The organism is Faecalibacterium sp. BIOML-A4 (assembly GCF_009679665.1).
GTDB lineage: Bacteria > Bacillota > Clostridia > Oscillospirales > Ruminococcaceae > Faecalibacterium > Faecalibacterium taiwanense.
The window spans coordinates 35,619-62,304 of record NZ_WKZG01000014.1 but is presented as its reverse complement, the minus strand read 5'-3'; the positions used below and the strand labels follow the sequence as shown (position 1 = coordinate 62,304).

The following is a 26,686-nucleotide window of genomic DNA, read 5'->3' as shown; positions in this document are numbered from 1 at the left end:
CATTGCAGATCAGAGCATCCCAGCCAAAGCGTCCAGATTCGGACCCATCAGCACGGTAGCGCAGGCACCCAGCACCATCAGCAGCACACAGGCACCGATCACACCGGCGATGCTCACGCCGCCCTGCGCAGACAGGACCGCACGGCGCTGGGCAGCGTCCGGGAACTCAGCACGGATGCGGCGGATGCGCTCGGCTGCGCTTTTGCGGTACAGCCACTTGGCGTACAGGGTGCGCAGCATCACCAGCGCAAAGCTGAACACCGTCATAATGCGGGAAAGCACGACGATGGCAGTGCTGCTGATGCCCGCAGTGAGCGGACTGCCGGTGGCCTGCATCATGCTCAGCAGGGTGGGCAGGGCCACCACCAGCTCTGCGGCCAGAAAACCAAAGGCCGGCTTCCACGCCTTGCGGTAGAAGAAATAGAACGGGCCGAACACCAGCGCCGAGAAGCACATGGAAATTTTGGTGTGCTGCAGCTGCATCCGGCTGTAATCGTTCAGGTAGACGGGCGCGGCCTTGCCAATATAATCGTTCCAGTCGCTGTAAGGGATGCCGTCGATCAGCTCTTCCTTGCCAAAGGCCGCCTGCACGTTGCGGCGGGTGGGCTCCTCCACCGTCTGCTGATACTGGCGGTAAAGGTCGTTGTAATCAAAGCGTCCGTCTGCGTCGGTGCCGGGCTGGCTTTGGGTGGGCGGCTCCGGGCACTGGCTCTCCGGCGGAAGAACGGCACCGCAGCAGCGGCAGCGCTCTTCGGTGCGCAGGGTGCGCTCACCGCAGCTGGGGCAGGTGCGCAGAGCATCGTCTTTGTACGGGAACGTCCATTCATAGCCCGCGCCATGGGCGGGGGTGTGGATGCAGCGGCCAAGCTTTTCGTAGCACTCGCGGTGATAGGGTGCGCCGCAGTCCGGGCAGACCACGATATCATCGGTCAGCGCCAGCGGTCTGCCGCAGCCTTCGCAGGGACAGCCATAATATTTCGGCATGATTTCCTCCTGTTGTATGGTTCATACTGGTATTATACTCCCCTGAAAGAGAAAAGAAAAGGTGAAAATCTTCAAAATTCCAGCAGGATAATCCATTTACCCCTTTACTTTAGCATAGATTCTCGGTATACTAATGAAGTATCTGTGTATAAACTGTGTCTTTTGGCAAGTACAAAGGACTTTACCTTATTTATCATTTCGAGAGGGATTTAGAGAATGATCACGATTGACGAACTGAAGGTGCAGCTTGCCGATTACGGCAAGGCGGTCAAGGACTTGGAAGAAGCCCTTGCCATTGATGCCTCCCGCAAGCGCGTGCAGGAGCTGGAGCACACCATGAGCCGCCCCGGCTTTTATGATGATGCAGACCTGAGCAAGAAGGTCTTTGACGAAGTGGGCGACCTGAAGGGCAAGCTGAGCCGCTTTGAAAAGCTGCAGGGCCTGTACGATGATGCCGAGACCATGCTGGAAATGCTGGATGAAGAATACGACCCCGCCATGATCCCCGAAGCAGAGGAGTCTGTGAACGCTGTGGGCAAGGCAGTGGATGAGCTGCAGCTGATGACCATGCTGAACGGTGAGTACGACCACAGCAACGCCATCCTTACCTTCCACGCCGGCACCGGCGGCACCGAGGCACAGGACTGGGCCGAAATGCTGTACCGCATGTACAATAAGTGGGCTTCCAACCACGGCATGACCGTGGAGGTTCTGGATTATCAGGACGGCGATGAAGCCGGCATGAAGAGCGCTTCCATGATGGTGAAGGGTGCCAACGCCTACGGTCTGCTCAAGAGCGAGAACGGCGTGCATCGTCTGGTGCGTGTGTCGCCCTTTGACGCCAATGCCCGCCGTCAGACCAGCTTTGCTTCGCTGGAAGTGATGCCCGAGCTGGACAACACCATTCAGGTGGATATCCGCCCCGAGGACATTGAGATGCAGGTGTACCGTTCCTCCGGTGCAGGCGGCCAGCACATCAACAAGACCTCTTCCGCTGTGCGTCTGATCCACAAGCCCACCGGCGTCGTGGTCAGCTGCCAGACCCAGCGCAGCCAGTTCCAGAACCGTGACTACGCCATGGAAATGCTGAAGGCAAAGCTGTATCAGATCGCAAAGCAGCAGCACATGGATAAGATCGACGACATCAAGGGCGTGCAGAACGAGATCGCATGGGGCCATCAGATCCGCAGCTATGTGTTCATGCCATACACCATGGTCAAGGATCACCGCACCAACTACGAGACCGGCAATGTGGATGCCGTGATGGACGGCGATCTGGACGGTTTCATCTTCGCATACCTCAAGGCTGCAAGCCGCGGGGAACTGCAGGATACCTGATCTTGAACGTATAAAATGCAAAGGCCGTGCTTCCTTTTATGGAGGCACGGCCTTTTTTGCGTTCTTACGCCAGATCGGGCAGAATGGTATCCCAGAGATTTTCCTCCTGCCGCAGGGCGTTGAAGCAGCAGTCCAAGTACATTTTGTTTGCCGCTGCAAGGATCGTGCTGCGCAGAAGCAGCTTTTCATCTGCGGCATCCACGGCAAGGTCGCGGATCTCCCTGGTGCAGCCGAATACGAATGGCAGGCAGTTTTCCATCTCGTCGCAGAAGTAGTCGTAAGCTGCCCCGGCGGAACAGTGCGCCCGCTGCATTTTAAACAGGGCATCGATGTTTTCCATTGAGAGCACCGTTTTGGAGACTGCAATGTACATCAGGGATGCGATCTGATCGCGGGCGTACTTCTTGCGCACCGGGTGGGACAAAATGCCCTTTTTAACGTAGTTGCTGACCATGGAAGAGGTGAGCTCCACGCCGCAGAAGGTGCGGAAATAGCTGTTGACGTACTGCACGGTCTGGTCAAGATAAAGCCCCATCTGCGGGAGATCGGCGTACCGGGGCAGGGCAAACCCGGCGGCGCAGGCCGCAACGCGGCATTTGGTTTCAGTTTTCATATCGTAAGCAGTTTTCTAAGGTTGGTGCAGCAGGGCTGCGCGGGATACAGAAAATGGTTTTCTGGCGGTATTATAGCGCAAATCGGTTCTCTGGTCAACGGATTTTTAAAACTTTTGAAAGAATGCATAAAATCCCTTGACAGGTTTTTGAAAAACTGCTATGATGTCTGCAGTGAACCGAAAAACCATGCAGGCGGAAGTGCGTGTAAGGCACGGAAAATAAAAAAATGACCTGCTATCACAAAATAGATTTGGAGCGTGCATTTTATGAAAACCAAGATCGTTGTGGATTCTTCGTCCAGCCTGTATGCCCTGCCGGGCGTGGATTTTGCCTGTGTGCCGTTGAAGATCGTCACGGATGAACAGGAATATCTGGATGACGGTACTCTGGATGCTGTGGGCATGGCCCGGTCTCTGCGTACTTACAAGGGCAAGACCAGCACCTCCTGCCCCAATGTGGCAGACTGGCTGGCTGCTTATGAGGGTGCGGAGCAGATCTTTGTTGCCACCATCACGGGCACACTGTCCGGCAGCTACAATGCTGCACTGCTGGCAGCGGAAGAATACAAGGAAACGCACCCGGAGGCCCGTGTTTTTGTTCTGGACAGCCTATCCGCCGGGCCGGAGCTGCGTCTGCTGGCAGAGCGTCTGCGGGATCTCGTCCGGATCGGGATGGAGTTTGACGAGATCTGCGAGGCAATCTTGGCTTACCACAAGCACACACATCTGCTGTTTTCGTTGGAATCGCTGGCCAATCTGGCCCGCAATGGCCGTGTGAAGCCTGCTGTTGCCGCTGTGGCACGGATGCTGGGCATCCGGGTCATTGGTCAGGCCAGTGAGAGCGGCGAGCTGGAGGTGCTGTGCAAGACCCGCGGCGAGCACGGAGCACTGGAACGCATCGTGCTGGAATTGAAGAATCACGGCTTTACCGATGGCAAAGTGCACATTGCCCACTGTGATAACCCGGAAGCTGCCAAGCGCCTGAAGCTGATGATCCACGCGGTGTTTGCAGGGGCGCAGGTGGATGTGGCCGAGTGCGGCGGCCTGTGCAGTTACTACGCTGAGCAGGGCGGCCTGATGGTGGGCTATGAGGACGGAAAAACAGAGTAAAAGAGTTTTTGATATTGCAAGCAAGCCGGGCCTGCGGGTCTGGCTTGCTTTTTTTTGAACAACGCAAAACTTGAAAAAGTTGTAAAACCGCGCTATACTTACACATAATTATAAATGGGAAAGGAGGGCAGGCCCATGCTTTTTCGTTCACCGGTCGTGCGCTTTTTCAGCCGCATTCTGAACCGCATCACCATCACGGTGGTGTTGGTGGCATTGCAGCTGCTGTGGCTGTGCTGGGTGGCGTTTGCCATCACCACCGGCACGGGCCGCGTGTGGGTGAACGGCCTGCTCAACGCACTGAGCCTGCTCATCGTCCTGTACCTTGTGCGCAAGGATGAGAACAGCGCCTACAAGGTGGGCTGGATCGCGCTGATCGGCATTCTGCCGCTGCTGGGCGGTGCGCTGTATCTGGCCTTTGGCAACAAACGCCCGGCCAAGCGTCTGCGCCTGAAAATGCAGGCGGTGGAGGATGCCCACAAAAAAGACCTTGTACAGGAGCCGGGTGTGCTGGAAGGTCTGGATGCCCGTGAGCAGGGGCAGAGCCGATATGTGGCAAAGTACGGCCCCTATCCGGCGTGGCAGAACACTCGCACGCAGTATTTTGCCTGCGGCGAAGCCATGTATCCGCAGCTGCTGGCCGATCTGGAAAAGGCTGAAAAGAGCATCTTTCTGGAATTTTTCATCGTGAGCCACGGCTGCATGTGGAACGGCATTGAAAAGATCCTGCGCCGCAAGGCTGCGCAGGGCGTGGATGTGCGCCTGATCTACGATGATTTTGGCAGTCTGCTGGGTCTGCCCGCCGATTTCATCGTGCGCATGGAGCGGGCGCACATCCGCTGCATCCCGTTCAACCCGGTGGTGCCGCTGCTCTCGCTGGTGATGAACCACCGCGACCACCGCAAGATCGTAGTCATTGACGGTACGGTGGCCTACACCGGCGGCGTGAATCTGGCAGATGAGTATATCAATGCGGAGCAGCGCTTTGGCTACTGGAAGGATGCAGCCCTGCGTGTGGAAGGCGATGCCGCGTGGAACTTTACGGTGATGTTCCTCAACTTCTGGAACGCCTTCCGCCCCAGCGAGACGGATTATGATGCATTTCGTCCCATGCCGCTGGTGACGCCGGTATCGGACGGCATCGTGCAGCCCTACGCGGACAGCCCGCTGGACGAGGAACCGATGGCTGAGACGGTGTACCTGAACATCCTTGCGCAGGCACAGCGGTATGTTTATATCTACACGCCCTACCTTGCCGTGGGCGAGGAAATGCTGGACGCACTGAAAAACGCGGCCAAGCGCGGGGTGGACATCCGGCTGGTGCTGCCGGGCATCCCGGACAAAAAGCTGGTGTTCCGGCTGAGCCGGTCGTACTATCTGCCGCTTTTGAGGGCAGGTGTACGCATTTACGAATATACGCCCGGCTTTCTGCATGCCAAGTGCTGGGTAAGCGACGATGTAACTGCCGTAGTGGGCAGCATCAATATGGACTACCGCAGCCTGTTCCTACACTTTGAGTGCGGTGTACTGCTGCAAAAGAACAGTCAGGTGGCAGTTCTGCGGGACGATGTACGGGCCACGCTGCCGCAGTGCCGCGAGATACAGGTGATGGAATGCCGCACCAGCCTGCCCGGCACGGTGCTGGACAGTGTGCTGCGGCTGCTGAGCCCCTTGATGTAAAGAAACTCCCTCAGTCACCTCCGGTGACAGCTCCCTCGGAGAGGGAGCCTCTGGCGAAGAAGAAAAGCTTTCTGCACTGCCAAAGCCTCCCTCCGGGAGACAGACTTCCCCCGGCCGGGACAGATTCTCCCCGCGCCGGGGAGAAATGTCACCACAGGTGACAAAGAGAGGAACAGATGTCACGTAAGTGACAAAAAGGGGAACAGGTGGATGCGAACGAAGTGAGCAGACGGAAGGAGTTCCGTTTTATAAAACGTTCCTTTTCCGGGTAAACTAGCCCAAAAGCCCCTTTACGATGGGGGCAGGAAAGGGAGCGTTTTATTATAATGAAAAAGATACCTCGCATGATCCTGGACTGCACGCTGGCGGCAGCTCTGGCCCTGACCGCCTGCAGCCGAAGCGATTCCGGTTCCTCCGGCAGCATGAGCACGAACATGGGCGGCAGTTCATCGCAGACGGGGCAGGCGGGCCAGAACGCCGCATACCGCACCGGCCTTGGCATCCTGACCGAAGCGTCTGATCAGGAACGCACGGGCAAGATCGATACCATCGCAGCTGCCGTTCTGCTGGATGCCGAGGGCAGGGTGGCAGATGTGATGCTGGACGAGGTGGAGATCTCGGTCACGGGGGACAGCACCGGCAAGGTGACGATGCCCACCGACGATCGCACCAAGCGCCAGAAGGGCGATGATTACCCGCTGGCGGCGGTGTCCTCGCTGAAAAAGGGCTGGGCAGAGCAGGCGGATGCCTTTGGCAATTATCTTACCGGCAAAACCCCGGATGAGGTGAAGAAGCTTGCCACCGACGATGACGGCAAGCCGAAGGATGCTGACCTGCTCTCCACCTGCACCATTGCGGTGGACGGCTATCGGGATGCTGTGGTGCGCGCCTGCGAGAATGCAAAGGCAGTCGGCTCGGCCCGCGGCGACCGCGCTGTGCTGGGCGTGTCAGTGCGCAATGACACCAAGGAACTGACCGCCGACGATGACCACGATGTGACCGCGCAGGTGGACATCACAGTGGCAGCCCTGACGCTGGATGCTGACGGCCGTGTGACCGGCGCAGTGGCGGATGTGGCAGAGCCTGCCCTTACCGTGGGCGCGGATGGTACGGTGTCGGCACCGGAGATGGTCAAAACCAAGGTGGAACTGGGCGACAGCTACGGGATGCGCGGGGCATCCAGTCTGGACAAGGAATGGTACGAGCACAGCGAGGGCTGGTGCGATTACCTGAAGGGCAAGACCCGTACTGAGATCGCAGGCATCCCGGACGATGGTTCGGATGCCGACCTTGCGGCACTGTGCACCATCTCGGTGACGGAGCTGCAGAAGGCTGCGCTGGCGGCGTTTGCGGAAGAGTAAAGCGGAGAAAAGAGGGAAGGCGCAAAGCTTTTCCTCTTTTCTTTGTGCAATCAGACCAAAGAATTGGCGCAAAAGAGCCTTGAAAAAGACGAACTGCACTAACTTTTGCATTTCCTCTTGCCAAATGGCTGCAAACGCGCTATTCTATAGTCACAGTTTAACACTTTAGCATGATAAAATGCTAAACCGAGAGGGAGCACATTTGGGAAACAAAAAAGGGAGGAACCTTTTATGAAACGTCTTGTCTCTGCTTTTCTGGCAGGTGCCATGGCACTGAGCCTTGCCGCCTGCGGCGGTGCCGCATCCACTTCCACCGTGGCATCTTCTGCCTCTGCCTCCGAGACCGCAGCCAGCGATCTGGACTACATCAAGGAAAAGGGCAAGATGGTCATTGGCTACACCGTCTATGAGCCGATGAACTACACCGATGCCGACGGCAACTTTACCGGTTTTGATACCGAGCTGGCAACTGCCGTGTGCGAAAAGCTGGGAGTCGAGCCGGAGTTCGTGGAGATCAACTGGGATACCAAGGTGGTGGAGCTGGATGCCAAGAGCATCGACTGCATCTGGAACGGTATGACCCTGACCGATGACATCATGGCCAACACCGCCACCACCAAGGCCTACGCCAAGAACGCACAGGTCGTGGTCGTGAAGGACGGCACCGACTACAGCTCCACTGCGGATCTGGTGGGCAAGACCGTGGTTGCCGAGGCTGGCTCTGCCGGTGAAGCCGCCATTGAGGGCGACGAGAACCTTGCACAGGCCGATTACGTCTCCAAGAGCGTGCAGACCGACTGCCTGATGGAAGTTGCCGCAGGCACTGCTGATGCCGCTGTGCTGGATCTGACTCTGGCCAACGCCATGATCGGTGAGGGCACCGACTATGCAAGCCTGAAGATCGTGGACGAGCTGAACGCTGAAGAGTACGGCGTGGCCTTCCGCAAGGGCAGCGATACCGCCGCAGCTGTGGATGCCGCCTTTGACGAGCTGAAGGCTGACGGAACCATGCAGGCTCTGGCCGACAAGTACGATCTGGCTCTGGCCGACTGAGTTCTATAAGAATGTAATTACTCCTTCCGTCATCGCTGCGCGATGCCACCTCCCTCGGTGAGGGAGGCTTTTTGTTGCCGATATGCGTGAGGCTCCCTCATTGAGGGAGCTGTCACCGAAGGTGATGGAAGGAGTTCAAAAAACGGATTGATGGGTGTGTTCTTGTGTCTGTGATTCTGAGTCGCCTTTCCGGCGCGTTTCTGCTCAACTGTGAGCTGTTCGCTCTGACCCTGCTGTTTGCGCTGCCGCTGGGTCTGGTGGTGGCTTTCGGCTCCATGAGCCGGTGCAAGCCGCTTTCCGGCGCGGTAAAGACCTTTGTGTGGGTCATCCGCGGCACGCCGCTGATGCTGCAGATCATCGTGATCTACCTTGGCCCCGGCCTGCTGGGCATGAATAACCCGTGGCCCTCCGGCTCCGGCGGACGCATGGTGGCGGCGGTGGTGGCTTTTGCCATCAATTACGCCTGCTACTTCTCCGAGATCTACCGCGGCGGCATCGAAGCCGTTCCCAAGGGCCAGACCGAGGCCGGTCAGGTGCTGGGCATGACCAAGACCCAGATCTTCTTCAAGGTGACGCTGCTGCAGGTGGTCAAGCGCATTCTGGCCCCCATGGGCAATGAGGTGATCACCCTCGTCAAGGATACCTCGCTGGCAAACACCATTGCCAACAAGGAGATCATCATGATGGCCAAGGAGTACAGTGCAAAGGGCTTGATCTGGCCGCTGTTCTCCACTGCCATCTTCTTCCTAGTGTTCGTGGGTGCACTCACCCTGCTGTTTGGCTGGGCCGAAAAGAAACTGGATTATTTCCGCTGATGAAAGGGAGGAAATTGGATCATGGCACTGCTTGAAGCCTCCGGCATCGGCAAAAACTTTGGCGATACCAAAGTACTCAAGGATATCTCACTCACGCTGGAACAGGGCGAAGCGCTGGCGATCATCGGCTCGTCCGGCTCCGGTAAGACCACCCTGCTGCGCTGCCTGAACTTTCTGGAACGGCCGGACACCGGCATCATCAAGGTGAACGGCGAGACCATGTGGGACGCTGCCGACCCCGCCACCCAGCGCGAGAGCGAGATCCGCAAAAAGCGGCTGCACTTTGGCCTGGTATTCCAGAACTTCAACCTCTTCCCGCAGTACACCGCCCTGCAGAACGTAATGCTGGCGGGTGAACTGCTGGCGAAGGAGCGCCCGGACTACAAGGCGAACAAAAAGGCCATCCATGCCGAGCTGGAACAGCAGGCACAGGAACTTCTGGCCCAGATGGGCCTTTCTGCCCGGGCAGGCCACTACCCGCACCAGCTTTCCGGCGGTCAGCAGCAGCGTGTGGCCATTGCCCGCGCACTGGCTCTGCACCCGGACATTCTCTGCTTCGACGAGCCGACCTCGGCCCTCGACCCGGAGCTGACCGGCGAGGTGCTGCGCGTCCTGCGCGACCTTGCCGACCGCAAGACCACCATGATCATCGTCACCCACGAGATGCACTTTGCCCGTGACGTGGCCGACCGCATCATGTTCATGGATGGCGGCGTGGTGGTGGAGGAAGGCCCTGCCAAGCAGCTCATTGAGCACCCGCAGGAGGAGCGCACCAAACAGTTCCTTGCGCATTACTCGGAATAAGCAAAATCACCAATTCTTGCGGCAAAAATTCGTAAATGTTGATGCAATGCAAATCTTGTAAATCCTGCGTCACTCCACTATAATATCATTCATGAATGTACACGACGTCCTGCCCCTTTCCGGCAGGGCGTTTTTCACGGCAAAAATCACGACATCAAGCCGGTTCCCAGTGTGGCAGGAGGATTTTATACTATGACAAAGGATATGACCCAAGGCAGTCCGCTCAAGCTGATCCTTGCGTTTGCGGTGCCGCTGATGCTGGGCAGCCTGTTCCAGCAGTTCTACAATCTGGCCGATACCATCATCGTGGGCCGCTTTGTGGGCGTGGAAGCGCTGGCCGCTGTGGGCAGCGTGGGCGGTTTGAACTATCTGGTGCTGGGCTTTGTGAACGGCATCGCCTGCGGCTTTTCCATCCCCATCTCGTGGACTTTCGGCGCAAAGGACTACAAGGAGATGCGCCGCTACACTGCCAACACCGTGTGGCTTTCCATCTTCTTTGCGGTGGTGCTGACCATTGTCACTGTGGCGCTGACCCGCTCGGTGCTGGTGTGGACGAACACCCCGGAAAACATCATCGACCTTGCGGATATCTATATCCGCACCATTTTTGCAGGCATCCCCTTCACTCTGCTTTATAATGTGACCAGCGCGCTGATGCGTGCACTGGGCGACAGCAAGCGCCCGCTGTATTTCCTGCTGGTGGCAAGCTTTTTGAACATCGGGCTGGATCTGGTGTGCATCATCGTGTTCCAGATGGGGGCATTCGGTGCGGCATTTGCCACTGTGGTCAGTCAGGCTGTGGCGGGTCTGGGCAGTCTTATTTACATCCTGCGCCACTACCCGGAGCTGCGCTGGAGCAAGGAAGAGGGCTGTTTCAGCCTGACCCACTGCGCAAAGCTGTGCAGCATGGGCATTCCCATGGGCCTGCAGTGCAGCATTACGGCCATTGGCAGCGTGGTGCTGCAGGGTGCGGTGAACGGTCTGGGCAGCGACATCGTGGCCGCGCAGACCGCCGGCGGCAAGGCGGCGCAGTTCCTGTGCGTGCCGCTGGAGAGTATCGGCACAGCGATGACCACCTATGCCAGCCAGAATATGGGCGCAAAGGACCTGAACCGTGTGGACCGGGGTGTGTACACCGCCCTCGGCATCGGCTGCGTATACAGCATTGCGTCCTTCCTCATCCTGCGCGTGACGGATAAGCTGCTCATCGGCCTGTTTTTGGACGCAGGCGAGACCGCCATCATGGCCAATGCCCAGAGCTTTATCTTCTGGAACAGCGTATTCTACATCCCGCTGGCGGTGCTCATTATCTACCGCTACACCATTCAGGGTCTGGGCTTCTCCGGCCTTGCCATGTTTGCCGGTGTGGCCGAGATGATCGCCCGCGCCATGGTGGGCTTCTGGTTCGTGCCGCTGTGGGGCTACTTTGCGGCCTGCATCGCAAGCCCGGTGGCATGGTTCTTTGCCTGCTTCTTCCTCATTCCGGCCTACTTTGTGGTGCGCAAACGCCTGCAGAAGGAAATGGACATCGAGAAGGAACACGATGCCCGCACCGCAAACGCTTAAAGAATGTTCGCAAGCTCTCCTGCAAAGGGGAGCTTTTTTGCTGTTCGGGCTGTAGAGTAGGCCGCGTGCTGGGAGCTTTCTCCGCGAACAGCCCGGAACCCACGGTTCCGCCCCTGTGCTTACGCACGGGGCCCCACTTCCCGGACATTCGCTGGAGAAACTCCCAGCCCACAGCCCTTGGTTTCAGGGAACTTTATCAGGTGCTACTGTAGGAGCGTTATCTGAGAAAGTGACTGATTTTTGACGAATAAACGTGCAAAAAGTCACTTTGTCAAGCTGATAAACTGACGACGGCGTGGCAAACAGAGTCACTTTGTCAGCAGGGGTCACTTTGTCAAATTGACAAACAGACGATTATAAACATAGATGCGTTATAATTTTGCCACTTTGTCACATATTTCTCCCCGGTAGGGCTGCACTGCAGTCTGCCCGGATGATTTACAAATCCCGCCAAAAGCGTTATACTACTTATGATTGTGTAATTTGGCAGGAGGTGAGCGCATGGCAGAGCAGCAGCTGGAACAGATCGAGGGCACCGTGGAGAACATCATCTACGAGAACACCGACAACGGCTATATGGTGTTCGAGGTGTCCGGCGGCGGTGTGGTCACAGTGGTGTGCGGCATTGTGGGTGAACTGCACGCGGGCGAAAGCGTGGTCTGCCGCGGCCGCTACGAGAACCACGCCACCTATGGCCGCCAGTTCCACGCGCAGGAGTGCGAGACCGACATGCCCAAGGATCTGGAAGCGGTGTACGCCTTCCTTGCCAGCCGGTCACTGCCGTACATCGGGGCCAAGACGGCGGATAAGATCATCGACCTGTTCGGTGCCCAGGCGCTTGAGGTGATCGCCAACGACCCGGCCCGGCTCACGCAGGTGCCAGGCATCTCGGCGGACAAGGCCGACCGCATCCAGCAGGAGTTCAAGCGGATGTTTGGGATGCGGGAGCTGATCGCCTATCTGGCGCAGTTCGAGATCAGCCCGCGCCGCGCGATGGAGGTGTTCCGCACCTTCGGCCCCGGGGCCATGCAGGCCATTGCGGCAAATCCCTATCTGCTCTGCGGCGAACCGCTGCAGCTGGATTTCCGCCACGCGGACAGCATTGCCCAGTATTACCACATGGAAGGCGACTGCGCCCAGCGGCTGGAAGCGGCCCTGCTGCGCACCCTGCGCCACAACGCGGGCAACGGCCACACCTGCCTGCCGCGCACCCAGCTGCTGGAAACGGCATCCAATTTTATCCATCAGCCGCCGGAAAAGCTGGCTGCTGCGCTGGACGAGTGCATCCGCACCGAAGAACTGCGGGTGAAGCTGTTTGACGGCACACCGTATATTTATCTGCCCGACCTGCTGGAAGCCGAGGAGGACATTGCTGCCCGGCTTGCCATGCTGACAAAACGGGGCAAGAATACCGCCCACGGGCTGGATAAAAACATTCAAATTCTGGAACTGACGCAGGGCTTTGCCTATGCGCCCCTGCAGAAGGAAGCCATCCGCAAAGCCATGACCGAGAACTGCCTTGTGCTCACCGGCGGCCCCGGCACCGGCAAGACCACCACCGTCAACGCCATTCTGCAGCTGCTGGAAGATCAGGCGGAACGGGTGGCCCTGTGTGCGCCCACCGGCCGCGCGGCTAAACGGCTGAGTGAGCTGACCGGCCGCAAGGCCAGCACCATCCACCGTCTTTTGGAGGTGGACTACACCGGCGGCGTGGTCAGCTTTATCCACAACGACAAGAACCTGCTCAAGTGCGATGTGGTCATTCTGGACGAAATGAGCATGGTGGATGTGAAGCTGTTTCAGGCCCTGATCGCAGCGCTGCGCTACAGCTGCCGCATTATCATGGTAGGTGATGCCGACCAGCTGCCCAGCGTCGGCCCCGGCAATATTCTGGGCGAGATCATCCGCTCCGGGCTGGTGCCCACCGTGTGCCTGAACGAGATCTTCCGGCAGGCAAAGCGCAGCCTGATCGTGGAGAACGCCCACCACATCATCTCAGGTGAACCGCTGCAGAAGGGCGGTAAGACCGACGACTTCTTCTTTTTGGAATCGGACGGCGATGCGGCCCAGCGGTTGGTGTGTGATCTGGTCACCACCCGCCTGCCGCGCAGCTACGGCTTCGATCCGATCCGGGACATTCAGGTGCTGTGCCCCACCAAGCTTGGTCCTACCGGCACACAGGCACTGAATGTGGAACTGCAGAACCTGCTGAACCCGGAACAGACGGGCAAGCCCCAGCTGCAAAGCGCCGCCCGGGTGTTCCGCGTGGGCGATAAGGTGATGCAGGTGCGCAATAATTACGAGATCATCTGGAACCGCATTGGCGGGGAGCAGGGCGTGGGTGCCTACAATGGCGACATCGGCATTGTGGAGAGCATCAACACGCGGGATCGCTCCATGGTGGTGCGCATGGATGACAAGCGGTTGGTCTACCCGGCAGAGAACCTGGGCGAGCTGGAGATCGCCTATGCCATCACGGTACACAAAAGTCAGGGCAGCGAGTTCCCGGCGGTGATCCTGCCGGTGGCGCAGGTGCCGCCGCGGCTGTGCTACCGCAACCTGTTCTACACCGGCGTTACCCGTGCACGGAAGCTGTGCATCGTGGCGGGCCGCAGGGACGTTGTGAACCGCATGATGGGCAACATCCGCCAGAACCTGCGCTACAGCGGCCTTGCCTATCTTTTGCAGGCAGAGCTGCCGCCGGAACAGACGGAAGCAGAATAACTCCTTCTGTCACCTTCGGTGACAGCTCCCTCGGAGAGGGAGCCTCTGGCGAAGAGGAAAAGCTTTCTGCACTGCCAAAGCCTCCCTCCGGGAGACAGACTTCCCCCGGCCGGGACAGATTCTCCCCGCGCCGGGGAGAAATGTCACCACAGGTGACAAAGAGAGGAACAGATGTCACGTAAGTGACAAAAAGGGGAACAGGTGGATGCGAACAAAGTGAGCAGACGGAAGGAGTTCAAAACCGGTATACTTTTTACGGCAACTATGCTATACTGTAAGCTGGTATGATTTCCGGCCTGCATCAATAGGCCGTTGTTTCGATAGAGGAACCAAAGAAAGGAAAAAGAGAACTTATGGCACAGAACGATATCGGTATCGATCTTGGTACCACTACCATTATCATTGCGCAGGAGGGCAAGGGCGTTGTGCTCAACCAGCCCAGCGTTGTGGCAATGGATACCCGCAAGAAGACCGTGCTGGAAGCAGGCGATAAGGCCCTTGCTATGGTGGGCCGCACCCCGAACTATATTTCTGCCATCTTCCCGCTGAAGGACGGTGTGATCAGTGACCATACCATGACCCGTGAGCTGATCTGCCGTTTTGTCAAGCAGGTGTACAGCTCCCACATGGTCAAGCCCCGCGTGGCCGTCTGTGTGCCCGCCGCCATTACCGGCATTGAAAGCGATGCCGTGGTGGAGGCTGTGGTGGCCGCTGGTGCCCGTCAGGTGTACCTGATCGACGAACCCATTGCCGCTGCCCTTGGCTCCGGCATCGACATCACCCAGCCGGAGGGCCGCATGATCATTGATATCGGCGGCGGCACCACCGATATTGCAGTGCTTTCTCTGGGCGGCAAGGTCAAGGCCACCAGCGTGCGCGTGGCCGGCAACCACTACGACGAAGAGATCCTCAAGTTCGTGCGCAACAAGTACAGCGTTGCCATTGGCCAGCGCACCGCCGAAGAGCTGAAAAAGAACGTGGCCTGCTGCCCCCAGAAGACTGATTTCCACGAGACCATGGAGATCAAGGGCCGCAGCCTGCTCACCGGCCTGCCGGTGCGTGTGAATGTTTCCACTGACGACCTGTACGACCCGGTCATGATGCTCAGCGAGCAGATCGGCACCGCAGCCCATCAGGTGCTGGAAAAGACCCCTCCGGAACTGGCAGGCGATATCTTCCGCAATGGTGTCATGCTGACCGGCGGCGGTGCACAGCTGCACGGCCTTACCGAGTACCTGAGCGAAGAGCTGAAGGTGGAGGTGACGGTTTCGCCCGATCCCGTCAACTGTGTGGCACTGGGCACTGCCATGAGCCTTGGCCTGAACGACAAGCTGGAAACCGGCTTTTTGGATGCAACGCCCCGCATTGGCCGCAGATGACCAAAGCTGCACCATTTATCCATGAATCTGAACAAAAGCGCCAAAAAGAAAAAATATCTATTTTTGTTGAAATAAATTGGAAAATAAGGTATAATGTACCCAAATTGATTTTCTGCTGACGATCTTGTATCGGACGCAGTATACAAGAAACAGGAGGAAAACCATGGATTTAGGTTTTGACGTGGTCGTTACCATTACCGGCATCGTACTGGTGTTCTTGATCCTTATCCTGCTGATGGCGATTATCACGCTGGAAGGCAAGATCTTCGATTCGATGAACGCAAAGAAGAAGGCTGCCAAGGAAGCCGCCAAGGCTCCCACTGTACAGCCCGCTGCACCCGTGCAGCAGGCCGCAGCTGCTCCCGCTCCTCAGGTGGAAGAGGGCATTCCCGGTGATGTGATCGCCGCCATTATGGCAGCAATCCATGCAATGGGCAACGGCAAGTACACCCTCAAGGCTGTGCGCCGCAGCAAGAACGGCTGGGGCAATGCGGGTGTAAACGACACCACCGCACCGTTTTAACAGAGGAGGAAGAGCATGACACAGTTTATTGATACTCTGGTCGGTATTTTCCAAAGCTCCGGCTTTGCGAAGTTTGGCGAGCCGGGCGGCTACCTGTACGCAGTTATGATCTGCGTGGGCTGCTTTTTGCTGTACCTGGCCATCGTCAAAGAGTTTGAGCCGCTGATCCTGCTGCCCATGGCATTCGGCATGATCCTGGCAAACCTGCCCGGCAGCGGCGTTATCCACATGCAATATTTCGTCGGTGACGGTCTGGAACACCCCATGTGGGTGGAGATCCTGAACAACGGCGGTCTGGCCGATATGCTCTACATGGGCGTTAAGCTGGGCATCTACCCGCCGCTGATCTTCCTGGGCATCGGCACCATGACCGACTTCGCACCCCTGATCTCCAACCCCAAGAGCCTGCTGCTGGGCGCTGCCGCTCAGTTCGGCATCTTCGGTACTTACATGGGCGCTCGTCTGCTGACCGCTACCGGTCTGGTGGACTTCACCCAGAAGCAGTCCGCTGCTATCGCCATCATCGGCGGTGCAGACGGTCCTACCGCTATCTTCGTTACCTCCCGTCTGGCTCCTGAGCTGCTTGGCTCCATCGCTGTGGCGGCCTACAGTTACATGGCGCTGGTGCCTGTTATCCAGCCGCCCATCATGAAGGCACTGACCACCAAGAAGGAACGTACCGTCGTGATGAAGCAGCTGCGCACCGTCTCCAAGACCGAGAGGGTCATCTTCCCCATCATGGTCACCATCATCGTTTCCCTGATCGTTCCGGATGCCGCCGTTCTGGTGGGTATGCTGATGCTGGGCAACCTGATGAAGGAGTGCGGCGTGGTGGATCGCATCCAGAAGACTGCCGGCAATGAGCTGATGAACATTATCACCATCTTCCTGGCACTGTCTGTTGGCTGCACCACCTCTGCAAACACCTTCCTGAACACCCGCACCCTGTTCATCATCGTGCTGGGCCTGATCGCATTCTCCTTCGGCACTGCCGCAGGTGTGCTGTTCGGCAAGCTGATGTATGTGCTGACCGGCGGTCAGGTGAACCCGCTGATCGGTTCCGCAGGCGTTTCCGCTGTGCCTATGGCCGCTCGCGTTTCCCAGAAGGTTGGCCAGAGCGAGAATCCCTCCAACTTCCTGCTGATGCACGCAATGGGCCCCAACGTGGCCGGTGTTATCGGCTCTGCCGTTGCTGCTGGTATCCTGATCAACATTTTCAGCTAAGCGCTTTCTGAAAAGCATTTTTTCCGCCCGTCGGTTCGCAAGAGCTGCCGGGCGGTTTTTGTTTTACGATTTGAAATGCCCGCCGCGTTTGCTTTGGGCATAAAATAAGGAAATTATATTATTTATTTCGTGTTTGTCGCAGCCTGCGGGCTGCTCCAAACACATTTTCACAAAAAGGCCGTAACGAAAAACGGCTGCTGTTTTATCAGATGCAATTTTTCTCTACGACCTCTTTCGTGAAAAAGTAACTCCGAAAAGCCCGCAGGCTTTTCGGAGTTATAAATTATAAAAATATTTTTTCCGCTGAAAATAGCCAGAGCGAACGCGGCGGCTATTCTCAATCGTTTTGAAATGTGGTATACTGTATTTTGATAGTATAAACATAAAAGGAACAGGGGAAACCATGGCAACAGATCTCACACAGGAATTCTGCGCTCTGCGCGATACCTATATCGAAAAACAGTTTGGCCGCCTGAACGATATGCAGCGGCAGGCAGTGTTCACCACCGATGGCCCGCTGCTCATCCTTGCTGGTGCAGGCAGCGGCAAGACCACCGTGCTGGTAAACCGCATTGCAAACCTCATCCGGTTCGGCTCGGCCCACGGCTCCAAACAGACACCGCGCCCGGCCACGGAGGACGATATCAAGGCTCTGCGCAACGCCATCATGACCGGCACTGCCGCCCCCAGCTGGCTGGACGGGATGCTGCGCCAGAACGCTGTGCGCAGCTGGAACGTGATGGCCATTACCTTTACCAACAAGGCAGCAGGGGAGCTGAAGGAACGTCTGCGCCGGATGCTGGGCGGCGAGGAGGGCGACGAAGTGTTCGCTTCCACCTTCCACTCGGCCTGTGTACGCATCCTGCGCCGCTGGGCGGAGGAGATCGGCTACCCGCGCAGCTTTACCATCTACGATACCGATGATTCCCAGCGCGTGATGAAGGCTGTCTACAAAGACCTGAATGTGGACGATAAGTTCCTGCCCATCAAGGCTGCGATCAACCAGATGAGCCGATGGAAGGATCAGCTTGTCAGCCCGGAACAGGCCCTTGCCAGCCCCGCAAAAGATACCAAAGGCGCGCTGACGGCCCGCATCTACGCGGCCTACGAAAAGCGCCTGAAGGAAGCCGGAGCATTCGACTTTGACGACCTGATCTACCAGACTGTGCAGCTGCTGGCCGAGCACAAGGATGTGCGGGATTTCTACCAGAACAAATACCGCTATCTGCTGGTGGACGAGTATCAGGACACCAGTGTGGCGCAGTTCCGTCTGGTGAGCCTCCTCACCGGCCCGGAAAAGAACATCTGCGTGGTGGGCGACGATGACCAGAGCATCTACCGCTTCCGCGGCGCTACCATTGAGAACATCCTTAATTTCGAGCGCATTTACCCGGGCACCAAGACCATCCGTCTGGAACAAAACTACCGCTCTACGTCCAATATCCTGAACGCTGCGAACTGTGTCATTCAGCACAACACCGAGCGCAAGGGCAAGACCCTGTGGACCAGCAATGGCGAGGGCGATAAGGTGCAGGTGTACACCGCCGAGAACGAGCAGGACGAGGCCAGCCACATCGCGGATGTGATCGGCCAGCACCTGAAAGAGGGCGGACATCTGGCCGACCACGCTATCCTCTACCGTATGAACGCCCAATCGGCCCCCATCGAAAGCTACTTTACCCGTGCAGGCATCCCCCACAAGATCGTGGGCGGCCAGCGCTTCAACGACCGCAAAGAGGTCAAGGATATTCATTCCTACATGTCCATCGTGGCGAACCCCCGCGATGATGTGCGCCTGCGCCGCATCATCAACGAGCCTGCCCGCAAGATCGGTGCCACCACCGTGGAGGTGATTGCCGATCTGGCCGCGCAGGAGGGCGTGAGCATGCTGGACATCATCGGCCATGCCGACCAATATGCAAAGCTCAGCCGCGCCGTAATGCCGCTGCTCAAGTTCTGGCAGATCTATCAGCGCCTGCAGGATTCTTTGGAGACCCGCACGCTGGACGAATTTGCAGCCGATGTGATCGAGCTGACCGGCTATAAGGCCATGCTGGAAGCCGATGCAGCCAAGGGCCACGAGGATGCGGCTGACCGCCTGCAGAACCTTGGTCAGCTGGTCAACAACGTCAAGAACTACTGCGACCAGCACGGTGAGGAAGCCACGCTGGAAGGCTATCTGGAAGATATCGCCCTCATCAGCGATATCGACAGCTATAACGAGAGCGCCGATCAGGTGGTACTCATGACCATCCACTCCGCCAAGGGTCTGGAATTTCCGTATGTGTTCCTGATTGGCATGGAGGAGGGCGTATTCCCCAGCGAGATGAGCAAGTATTCCGAGGCCGATCTGGAAGAGGAGCGCCGCCTTGCCTACGTGGGCATCACCCGCGCCAAGAAGGAGCTGTACATCTCCAACAGCGTTTCCCGGATGCTGTATGGCCGCACCCAGCGCAACGAGCCGAGCCGCTTTTTGCGGGAGATCGAGCCGGAGTATATCGAGGAGACCCGCAGCCCGGTACTGGAACAGCGCTCCCGCTTTGGCGGCTGGGGCGACAGCTATCGTGATACGGTGCCCGGTGGTGCATCCGGTTACTCCGGGCCATCTGGATGGGGCCGCAGCGCCAGTGGGTACGGTTCGGGCGGTTACGGAAGCGGCTATAGCAATCGCAGCGGCTACCTGAACCGCGAATACAACGCGGGCGAGGGCCGCGGCTTTGGCTCGGCCTATGCAAACCGGGGCCAGAGCCAGAGCGGATATGGTTCCGGCTATGGCCGCAGCGGCGCAGGTGCGGGATATGGTTCTGGTTACAGTTCTGCATATTCTGACGGAACAACGCAGAAAAAATCTGCAAAGCAAATCTCCTTTACAGGTACACCGGCAGCAAAAACCGCTGCAAAAGGCGCAAAACACTATGAGCCGGGCGATCTTGTGGAGCACAAGGTGTTCGGACGCGGTCAGGTAGTGGCTGTGAAGCCTGCCGCCGGAGATCAGATCGTGGAGATCAACTTTGAAAAGGTGGGCATCAAAAAGACCATGGCCAATTTTGCGCCCCTGACCAAAATCACTGCGGAGGAATAACACACTTATGATGACTGTTCGTTTGATCGCACATACCCCGGAACCGGAAAAGGTGGTGGCTGCAGCGGCAAAGCTCTGCTATTCCGATGCGCACATCACCGACCTGCTGGACGGCCTGACCGAGGAAAAGACCGCGAAGTTCCTGACCATGCTCAGCGATCTGGGCCATGCCAGCCCCATTGAACATGCCAGCTTCACCTTTGGCATCGAGGGGGTCAGCCGCACTTTGCTGGCGCAGATCACCCGCCACCGTATTGCATCCTTCAGTGTGCAGAGCCAGCGCTATGTGCGGCTGGACGATTTCCGCTATGTGGTACCGCCCGAGATCGAAGCCATCCCGGAAGCAAAGGAAGCTTTCCTTGCCAGCATGGAAGAGGACGCAAAGCGCTACCTCGACCTTGCCCACAAGCTGGAAGAAGGCCACACCGCCCGCCTGATGGCTGAAGGAATGCCGGAAAAGCAGGCCCGCGCCAAGGCCAGCAAGCAGGCCAACGAGGATGCCCGCTTTGTACTGCCCAACGCCTGCGAGACCAAGATGGTGGTCACCATGAATGCCCGCAGCCTGCAGAACTTTTTCCACCTGCGCTGCTGCAGCCGCGCCCAGTGGGAGATCCGGGAGCTGGCCGAAAAAATGTTTGAGCTGGTGTACCCGGTGGCACCGCATATCTTTGCAAAGTCCGGCCCGGCCTGTGTATCCGGCCCCTGCCCGGAAGGCAGGATGTGCTGCGGCAAAACCGCCGAGGTGCGTGCAAAATATGCATCCATCAAGGAGGCTGCAGGCGTATGAGCAAGGGAAAACTGATCGTACTGGAAGGGCTGGACGGCAGCGGCAAGGCCACGCAGGCAAAGCTGCTGGCAGCACATTTAAAGGGGCAGGGCTTTTCTGTGCGGGAGATCACCTTCCCGAATTATGAGAGCGACTCCAGCGCCCTTGTAAAAATGTATCTGGCCGGGCAGTTCGGCCAGCACCCGGACGATGTAAACGCCTATGCAGCCTCCAGCTTTTATGCGGTGGACCGCTACGCCAGCTACAAAAAGGACTGGGGCAGTTTTTACGAGAATGGCGGCATCATCATTGCCGACCGCTACACCACCTCCAACGCGGTGCACCAGTGCTCCAAGCTTCCGCCGGAGCAGTGGGAGAGTTTTCTCGGCTGGCTGTTTGATTTTGAATTCCATCTGCTGGGCCTGCCTGCGCCGGATGAGGTGATCTACTTACAGGTAGACCCCGCCGTGAGCCAGAAACTTATGACCCAGCGTTACCACGGCGACGAGAGCAGGAAGGATGTGCACGAGAAGGATACCGAGTATCTTGCCCGCAGCCGCTGCGCCGCCGAGTATTGTGCCGTGCACCTTGGCTGGGCCGTCGTGCATTGCACCAGCGGGGACAACATGCGCAGCATCGAAGACATTCAGGCCGAAGTGCAGGAGATCGTGTTGAAGCAGCTGACATAATTTTCGATAAGAGGGGGCATCCTGACAGATGTATCGTTTGATGCAGCCGGAAGATAAACCGGCAGTGCTGGCTTTATGGCAGAGCCAGCGCAATGAATCAGAAGAATTTGCCAAAAAGGCCATTGAGCAGTTTGCAGGCGAGCAGAACGTCTATGTGGCCGAGGAAAATGACGAGATCGCTGCGGTGGCGCTGGCTGTGCCGGTCACGCTGCAGGGCCGCAGCGGCACCTACCTGTACGGTCTGTGCGGCGAGGGCAGCCTGATCCTGGCGGGCCTTGTGGACTATCTGTGTGCCCAGCAGAAGCTGCGCGGCGCAGGCTTTACGGTGGCGGTGCCCACCAGCCCGGAGCAGGCCGCACTGCTGCAGGATAAGGGCTTTGCATGGGCCTTCGCCCTGCGCTGCCTGCCGCGCGAGGTGGAGCGCAACCTGTGGAGTCAGGCGGAGTTTGATTCCGTCACCGCCAAAAAGCTGTGTGAGCTGCGGGAGCGCTTCTGGCCCGATACCGTGCAGCTGACCCCGGAGCGCATGGCCGTGGTGCTGGGAGATCTGTACTCCTCCGGTGCCACCATCGTTTCCAGCGCCCACGGCTATGGTATTTATTTCCGCAAGGAGGATACGCTTTACTTTGTGGAGCTGCAGGCCGACAATGACCGCGCCGCCGAAGTACTGATGGAAGCCGCCCGCGAAAAGGAAGTCATTGTGGAAAAGGCGGTCATTACCGTGGGCGCATCCCAGCCGCTGTTCCTCGGCGAGGGCACCCGGCAGGACTACGGCATGATCCGCTTTGATGCCGAACCCTTTGATGTAGCCGAAAGCTACATGCGCCTGATGCTGGAAAACTAAGATAAAAGGAAGGTGCTTATGGCACACGAAAAAAACACCCGCAAAAAAGGCGGTGTAGGGAAGATCCTGCTGGTGCTGGTGGTACTGCTGGCGCTGGCCGTTGGCGGGGCGCTGCTGTTTGCGCACAACGAGATCAGCGGCAATGGCAGACCCGGCACGGAGGTAACGGTGAGCATCCCGCAGGGCAGCGGCGTTTCCGTCATTGCGCAAAAGCTCAAGGATGCGGGTGTGATCCGCTCGGCCTATCTGTTCCGCTGGTATGTGGGGCAAAAGGGTGCGGCATCAAAGCTGCAGTATGGCGATTTTACCCTGCAGAAGAGCGCCTGTTCTTACGATGCCATTATTGCGGTCCTGTCCACCTACGCCAAGGCCGAAACGGTGCGCGTGACCATCCCAGAGGGAACCACGGCCATTGCCATTGCCCAGAAGATGGAAGCCGCCGGGCTGTGCAGCGCCGAGGATTTCCTGAAGGAAGCCAACGAGGGCGATTTCAGCGAATACACCTTCTGGCAGTACGTGCCGGACGATGCCGACGCGCCGGACCGCTTTATGAAGTGCGAGGGCTATCTCTTCCCGGAGACCTACGAATTCTTAAAGGACGACACCGTGCACAACTATGTAGCCACCTTCTATGCCCAGTTCGATGCACAGATCACCGATGAGATGTATGCAGAACTTAAAAAGCAGGATATGACCCTGCCCCAGCTGATCACACTGGCATCCTTTGTGCAGGAGGAAGCAGGCAACAGTCAGGACTCGAACGTGGCACAGGTGTTCCGCAACCGTCTGGCTGCGGATTCGCCCTACCCGCGCCTGCAGAGCAACACCTCCAGCTATATCCAGAGCGACAGTGACAACAATTACCTCTGGAACTGGGTGGCACCCTACTATGGCGGCTGGGATCATATCCCGGAAAATATCGTGGCTGCGTATGATACCTACAGCTGCAAGGGCCTGCCTGCCGGGCCGATCTCGAACCCCGGCATTGCGGCCATCAGGGCAGCGCTGGCCCCCCAGCCCAATGAGGAGGCCAAGGATGCCTATTTCTTTGTGACCGACCTCAAGGGCAGCTATTATTATGCCCGCACCCTGAGCGAACACAGCGCAAACTGCCAGAAGGCAGCACAAGTGAACAAAACTGTGAATACGGAAAAATGAGAGGAATTTGAACTATGCTGCAAATCCCGGAACTGCTGGCCCCGGCAGGCGATCTGGAACGCCTGCGCTATGCCATCAACTACGGTGCCGATGCCGTTTACTGCGGCCTGCCTGAATTTGGAATGCGGTCTGCTCCGGCCAACTTTACGCCGGAACAGCTGGCCGAGGGTGTCATCTACGCTCACGCCCGCGGCCGCAAGGTCTACCTGACCATGAACACCCTGCCCACCAACGAGGAAGCCGACCGCCTGCCCGAGGCCATCAAGGAAGCAGCCAAGGCCGGTGTGGATGCCTTTATCGTGGCAGACCTTGGTGTGCTGGATGCCTGCAAGACCTTTGCACCGGACATCGATGTGCACATGTCCACCCAGACAGGCATCACCAACTGGGCTGCGGCCCGCGCCGCCTACAACATGGGCGCAAAGCGCGTGGTGCTGGCCCGTGAGATGACCCTGCAGGATATTGCGATCCTGCGCGATAAAACACCGCCGGAGCTGGAGATTGAAGCCTTTGTGCACGGTGCTATGTGCATGAGCGTTTCGGGCCGATGCCTGCTTTCCAACTACATGGCGGGCCGCGACGCGAACCGCGGCCAGTGCGCCCAGCCCTGCCGCTGGAAATACTATCTCAGCGAGGAGACCCGTCCGGGCCAGCTGTACGAGATCGGCGAGAACGAGAACGGCAGCTACATCCTCAACGCCAATGATATGTGCACCGCGCCTTTCCTTGATCTGATCTGCAAGGCCGGTGTGGACAGCCTGAAGATCGAGGGCCGTGCCAAGACCTTCTACTATGTGGCAAGCGTTACCGCCGCCTACCGCAGGGCGCTGGACGCTTATCTGGCCGACCCGCTCAACGACAACTTTGAGCTGCCTGCTGAAGTGTACGAGGAGCTTACCCGTACCAGCCACCGCCACTACTCGCCGGGCTTCTACTTTGGCCGCGAGCAGGCCAGACAGGCCACCGACAGCGCTACTTACATCCGCGAGTGGGAGTTTGTGGGCACGGTGGACGGCTGGGAGAACGGCGTTGCCTCCTGCCAGCAGCGCGGCAAGTGGAGCCTAGGCGACACTCTGGAAGCCCTCTGCCCGGATGGCCGCAGCATTCCGCTGAACCCTGAGTGGATCGAAAACGAAGCCGGTGAGCGGGTGGAGAGCACCCCGCATGCCATGGAAAAATACACCATTCCCACGCCGGAGCTGCCGCCCATGAGCCTGCTGCGGCGCAAAACGGTATAAGGAGACCACAATGGAAGCAACACGCCTGTGTCCATACTGCCTGCAGCCGCTGCCCGGAGCAGCACAAAGCTGCCCGCACTGCGGCAAAAGCTTTGCCGGGCGCAACCCCGGCGGCACCCTGCCGGTGGGCACCGTGCTGGCCGGGCGCTACACCGTAGGGGAAATGCTGAGCATCGACGGCGAGGGCATCCTCTACCGCGGCGCAGAGAATCTGGGCCGTTTCCGGGTGACCATCAAGGAATATCTGCCCATTACCCTCACGGCGGAGCGCACGGCAGAAAGCACCCTGCGGCCCAAGACCGGCAGTGAGGTGCTGTTCAAAACCACCCGCATGGATTTTGCGGACCTGTACCGCTCCATCCAGCGCATCACTCCGGCCAATGGTCTGGAAGCCGTGCTGGATGTGGTGGAAGCCAATAACAGCGTTTACGCCATTCTGGAAAATCTGGGCGGCACCCCGCTGGATCAGTGGCTGGAAAACCACCCCGGCACCATCCGCCCGGACGATGCCTGCACCATGCTGCAGCCGGTGTTTGAAGGCGTAGCCGCCATGCACAAGATCGGTCTGGTGCACCGCGGTATCTGCCCGGAGAACATCCGCGTGATGGAAAACAACCGCTGCCGTCTGGCAGGCTATGCCACGGTGGGCCTGCGCACGGCGGGCAGCGGCCTGCACGAACAGCTGTACGAAGGCTATTCCGCCCCGGAGCAGTATTCCACCGCAGAGTTCGAGGGCCGCTATACCGATGAATACAGCCTTGCGGCCGTGTTCTACCGCATGGTGTGCGGGCAGGCCCCGGTGCCTGCAGCGCAGCGCATAGTGGCAGACTCCAACCCACGCGCAAAATCGGTGAACGGCAGCCTGCCGCTGTACGTCTCGCAGGTGCTGCAGCTGGGCCTGCGCCTGCGGCCCATGGAGCGTATCCAGACCGTGCCGCAGCTGTATCAGGCCCTTTCTTCCAAGGAATACACCGCCGAGCTGACCCGCACCATGAAGCCGGAGACTCCGGTGCGCACAGCCCAGCCGGAGCCGGAACGCAAGGAGCATCTGCTCAGCTTAAAAGCGCTGCTGGCGGGCATCGTGATCCTGCTGTCCATTCTCATTCTGCTCACGCTGTGGAGCGTGCTGAGCCAGCACATCCACCAGCCTGCCGCGTCGGCTGCGGAGTCGGAACCGGCCAGCAGCGAGGTGATGGTGCCGCAGAACCTTGTGCCGAACTTTATTGGCATGGACTACACGCAGGTGCAGAACAACCGGGAATATACCAGCATGTATCTGTTCTACGTCACCGAGGAATACAGCGATACCGCCCCGGCGGGCCAGATCATCCAGCAGGAGCCGAGCGCGGACACTGTGCTCAAGGCAGGGGAGACCATACAGCTGGTGGTGAGCAAAGGCCCGCAGATGGCCGAGATGCCCAATATCATCGGCTTTACGCAGGATAGCGCGGTAAAGGAACTGGAAGCGCGGGGCCTTGTGGCCAGCTGCTTTATGGTGGTGAACGATGGCTCCTATGCATCCGGCTGCGTGGTGCGAACCAGCGAGGAGCCGGGCACCAAGGTGGAAGTGGGCACGGTGATCACCGTGTATATTGCGGCAGACCCCAGTGTGCAGATCACTGTCACACCGGAGGAACCCGCCGCTACCGAACCCACCACAACAGAGCCGACCCCTCCGGAAACAACAGATCCTACCCCCACGGAACCGGAATACAATACAGACTAAAAAACAAAAGCA

At 58.3% G+C, this 26,686-nt stretch carries 21 protein-coding genes; 19 read left to right on the top strand and 2 right to left on the bottom strand.

The window, feature by feature from the left end; genetic code table 11:
- Positions 1 to 9 precede the first annotated feature (9 nt).
- On the bottom strand, positions 10 to 984 hold the full coding sequence (locus GKG34_RS10350; protein ID WP_154256144.1) for an RING finger protein: 975 nt from the start codon (positions 982 to 984) through the stop codon (positions 10 to 12).
- 216 nt (positions 985 to 1,200) lie between these two features.
- Between GKG34_RS10350 and prfB the strand changes: the two genes are divergently transcribed.
- A complete protein-coding gene (prfB, locus tag GKG34_RS10345) occupies positions 1,201 to 2,322 on the top strand; it encodes a peptide chain release factor 2 (protein ID WP_097775423.1) in 1,122 nt (373 codons plus the stop codon).
- Positions 2,323 to 2,386: 64 nt separating this feature from the next.
- On the opposite strand, the gene GKG34_RS10340 is transcribed toward prfB, so the two are convergent.
- Positions 2,387 to 2,935 (bottom strand): DUF1836 domain-containing protein, encoded by a 549-nt coding sequence (locus GKG34_RS10340; protein ID WP_005938962.1) that lies wholly within the window; start codon positions 2,933 to 2,935, stop codon positions 2,387 to 2,389.
- Positions 2,936 to 3,202: 267 nt separating this feature from the next.
- On the opposite strand from GKG34_RS10340, the gene GKG34_RS10335 reads away from it, so the two are divergent.
- The 18 genes from GKG34_RS10335 (at position 3,203) to GKG34_RS10250 (ending at position 26,674) form a co-directional block, all read left to right on the top strand.
- Entirely contained in the window at positions 3,203 to 4,045 is an 843-nt protein-coding gene (locus tag GKG34_RS10335; RefSeq protein ID WP_154256143.1) for a DegV family protein, read from the top strand.
- 135 nt (positions 4,046 to 4,180) lie between these two features.
- A complete protein-coding gene (gene cls, locus GKG34_RS10330; RefSeq protein WP_154256142.1) occupies positions 4,181 to 5,722 on the top strand; it encodes a cardiolipin synthase in 1,542 nt (513 codons plus the stop codon).
- Positions 5,723 to 6,048: 326 nt separating this feature from the next.
- Positions 6,049 to 7,083, top strand: a complete 1,035-nt coding sequence (locus tag GKG34_RS10325) for a hypothetical protein (protein ID WP_154256141.1) — start codon at positions 6,049 to 6,051, stop codon at positions 7,081 to 7,083.
- 231 nt (positions 7,084 to 7,314) lie between these two features.
- On the top strand, positions 7,315 to 8,136 hold the full coding sequence (locus GKG34_RS10320; RefSeq protein WP_154256140.1) for a transporter substrate-binding domain-containing protein: 822 nt from the start codon (positions 7,315 to 7,317) through the stop codon (positions 8,134 to 8,136).
- Between the two features lie 170 nt (positions 8,137 to 8,306).
- Complete coding sequence (locus tag GKG34_RS10315; RefSeq protein WP_005938622.1) at positions 8,307 to 8,951, top strand: amino acid ABC transporter permease; 645 nt, start codon at positions 8,307 to 8,309, stop codon at positions 8,949 to 8,951.
- A 21-nt stretch (positions 8,952 to 8,972) separates the two neighbouring features.
- Positions 8,973 to 9,755 carry an amino acid ABC transporter ATP-binding protein gene (locus GKG34_RS10310; RefSeq protein WP_005938624.1) on the top strand — a complete coding sequence of 261 codons (783 nt, stop codon included), beginning with the start codon at positions 8,973 to 8,975 and terminating at the stop codon, positions 9,753 to 9,755.
- A 192-nt stretch (positions 9,756 to 9,947) separates the two neighbouring features.
- A complete protein-coding gene (locus GKG34_RS10305) occupies positions 9,948 to 11,321 on the top strand; it encodes an MATE family efflux transporter (protein ID WP_154256139.1) in 1,374 nt (457 codons plus the stop codon).
- A 501-nt stretch (positions 11,322 to 11,822) separates the two neighbouring features.
- A complete protein-coding gene (locus GKG34_RS10300) occupies positions 11,823 to 14,045 on the top strand; it encodes an ATP-dependent RecD-like DNA helicase (protein ID WP_154256138.1) in 2,223 nt (740 codons plus the stop codon).
- Between the two features lie 353 nt (positions 14,046 to 14,398).
- Entirely contained in the window at positions 14,399 to 15,424 is a 1,026-nt protein-coding gene (locus GKG34_RS10295) for a rod shape-determining protein (RefSeq protein WP_005941460.1), read from the top strand.
- 163 nt (positions 15,425 to 15,587) lie between these two features.
- Entirely contained in the window at positions 15,588 to 15,947 is a 360-nt protein-coding gene (locus GKG34_RS10290) for an OadG family transporter subunit (RefSeq protein ID WP_154256137.1), read from the top strand.
- A 15-nt stretch (positions 15,948 to 15,962) separates the two neighbouring features.
- The gene (locus GKG34_RS10285) at positions 15,963 to 17,171 is read left to right on the top strand and encodes a sodium ion-translocating decarboxylase subunit beta (protein ID WP_154256136.1); all 1,209 of its coding nucleotides are present in this window, start codon (positions 15,963 to 15,965) and stop codon (positions 17,169 to 17,171) included.
- Between the two features lie 403 nt (positions 17,172 to 17,574).
- The gene (locus tag GKG34_RS10280; RefSeq protein WP_120020185.1) at positions 17,575 to 20,253 is read left to right on the top strand and encodes a UvrD-helicase domain-containing protein; all 2,679 of its coding nucleotides are present in this window, start codon (positions 17,575 to 17,577) and stop codon (positions 20,251 to 20,253) included.
- Positions 20,254 to 20,260: 7 nt separating this feature from the next.
- Positions 20,261 to 21,040, top strand: a complete 780-nt coding sequence (gene thyX / locus GKG34_RS10275; RefSeq protein WP_097775432.1) for an FAD-dependent thymidylate synthase — start codon at positions 20,261 to 20,263, stop codon at positions 21,038 to 21,040.
- Positions 21,037 to 21,708 (top strand): deoxynucleoside kinase, encoded by a 672-nt coding sequence (locus tag GKG34_RS10270; protein ID WP_120020186.1) that lies wholly within the window; start codon positions 21,037 to 21,039, stop codon positions 21,706 to 21,708. The genes thyX and GKG34_RS10270 overlap by 4 nt, the downstream gene beginning before the upstream one ends.
- A 28-nt stretch (positions 21,709 to 21,736) precedes the next feature.
- The gene (locus GKG34_RS10265) at positions 21,737 to 22,552 is read left to right on the top strand and encodes a hypothetical protein (protein WP_097775434.1); all 816 of its coding nucleotides are present in this window, start codon (positions 21,737 to 21,739) and stop codon (positions 22,550 to 22,552) included.
- An 18-nt stretch (positions 22,553 to 22,570) separates the two neighbouring features.
- A complete protein-coding gene (gene mltG / locus GKG34_RS10260; protein WP_154256135.1) occupies positions 22,571 to 23,710 on the top strand; it encodes an endolytic transglycosylase MltG in 1,140 nt (379 codons plus the stop codon).
- Positions 23,711 to 23,724: 14 nt separating this feature from the next.
- The gene (locus tag GKG34_RS10255) at positions 23,725 to 24,948 is read left to right on the top strand and encodes a U32 family peptidase (RefSeq protein WP_005941481.1); all 1,224 of its coding nucleotides are present in this window, start codon (positions 23,725 to 23,727) and stop codon (positions 24,946 to 24,948) included.
- 10 nt (positions 24,949 to 24,958) lie between these two features.
- The gene (locus GKG34_RS10250; protein ID WP_154256134.1) at positions 24,959 to 26,674 is read left to right on the top strand and encodes a PASTA domain-containing protein; all 1,716 of its coding nucleotides are present in this window, start codon (positions 24,959 to 24,961) and stop codon (positions 26,672 to 26,674) included.
- The last annotated feature ends 12 nt before the right edge of the window (positions 26,675 to 26,686 follow it).

Coding starts and splice junctions, on each gene's coding strand:
- GKG34_RS10350 (WP_154256144.1), bottom strand. CDS start 984: ATGCCGAAATATTATGGCTGTCCCTGCGAAGGCTGCGGCAGACCGCTG.
- prfB (WP_097775423.1), top strand. CDS start 1,201: ATGATCACGATTGACGAACTGAAGGTGCAGCTTGCCGATTACGGCAAG.
- GKG34_RS10340 (WP_005938962.1), bottom strand. CDS start 2,935: ATGAAAACTGAAACCAAATGCCGCGTTGCGGCCTGCGCCGCCGGGTTT.
- GKG34_RS10335 (WP_154256143.1), top strand. CDS start 3,203: ATGAAAACCAAGATCGTTGTGGATTCTTCGTCCAGCCTGTATGCCCTG.
- cls (WP_154256142.1), top strand. CDS start 4,181: ATGCTTTTTCGTTCACCGGTCGTGCGCTTTTTCAGCCGCATTCTGAAC.
- GKG34_RS10325 (WP_154256141.1), top strand. CDS start 6,049: ATGAAAAAGATACCTCGCATGATCCTGGACTGCACGCTGGCGGCAGCT.
- GKG34_RS10320 (WP_154256140.1), top strand. CDS start 7,315: ATGAAACGTCTTGTCTCTGCTTTTCTGGCAGGTGCCATGGCACTGAGC.
- GKG34_RS10310 (WP_005938624.1), top strand. CDS start 8,973: ATGGCACTGCTTGAAGCCTCCGGCATCGGCAAAAACTTTGGCGATACC.
- GKG34_RS10305 (WP_154256139.1), top strand. CDS start 9,948: ATGACAAAGGATATGACCCAAGGCAGTCCGCTCAAGCTGATCCTTGCG.
- GKG34_RS10300 (WP_154256138.1), top strand. CDS start 11,823: ATGGCAGAGCAGCAGCTGGAACAGATCGAGGGCACCGTGGAGAACATC.
- GKG34_RS10295 (WP_005941460.1), top strand. CDS start 14,399: ATGGCACAGAACGATATCGGTATCGATCTTGGTACCACTACCATTATC.
- GKG34_RS10290 (WP_154256137.1), top strand. CDS start 15,588: ATGGATTTAGGTTTTGACGTGGTCGTTACCATTACCGGCATCGTACTG.
- GKG34_RS10285 (WP_154256136.1), top strand. CDS start 15,963: ATGACACAGTTTATTGATACTCTGGTCGGTATTTTCCAAAGCTCCGGC.
- GKG34_RS10280 (WP_120020185.1), top strand. CDS start 17,575: ATGGCAACAGATCTCACACAGGAATTCTGCGCTCTGCGCGATACCTAT.
- thyX (WP_097775432.1), top strand. CDS start 20,261: ATGATGACTGTTCGTTTGATCGCACATACCCCGGAACCGGAAAAGGTG.
- GKG34_RS10270 (WP_120020186.1), top strand. CDS start 21,037: ATGAGCAAGGGAAAACTGATCGTACTGGAAGGGCTGGACGGCAGCGGC.
- GKG34_RS10265 (WP_097775434.1), top strand. CDS start 21,737: ATGTATCGTTTGATGCAGCCGGAAGATAAACCGGCAGTGCTGGCTTTA.
- mltG (WP_154256135.1), top strand. CDS start 22,571: ATGGCACACGAAAAAAACACCCGCAAAAAAGGCGGTGTAGGGAAGATC.
- GKG34_RS10255 (WP_005941481.1), top strand. CDS start 23,725: ATGCTGCAAATCCCGGAACTGCTGGCCCCGGCAGGCGATCTGGAACGC.
- GKG34_RS10250 (WP_154256134.1), top strand. CDS start 24,959: ATGGAAGCAACACGCCTGTGTCCATACTGCCTGCAGCCGCTGCCCGGA.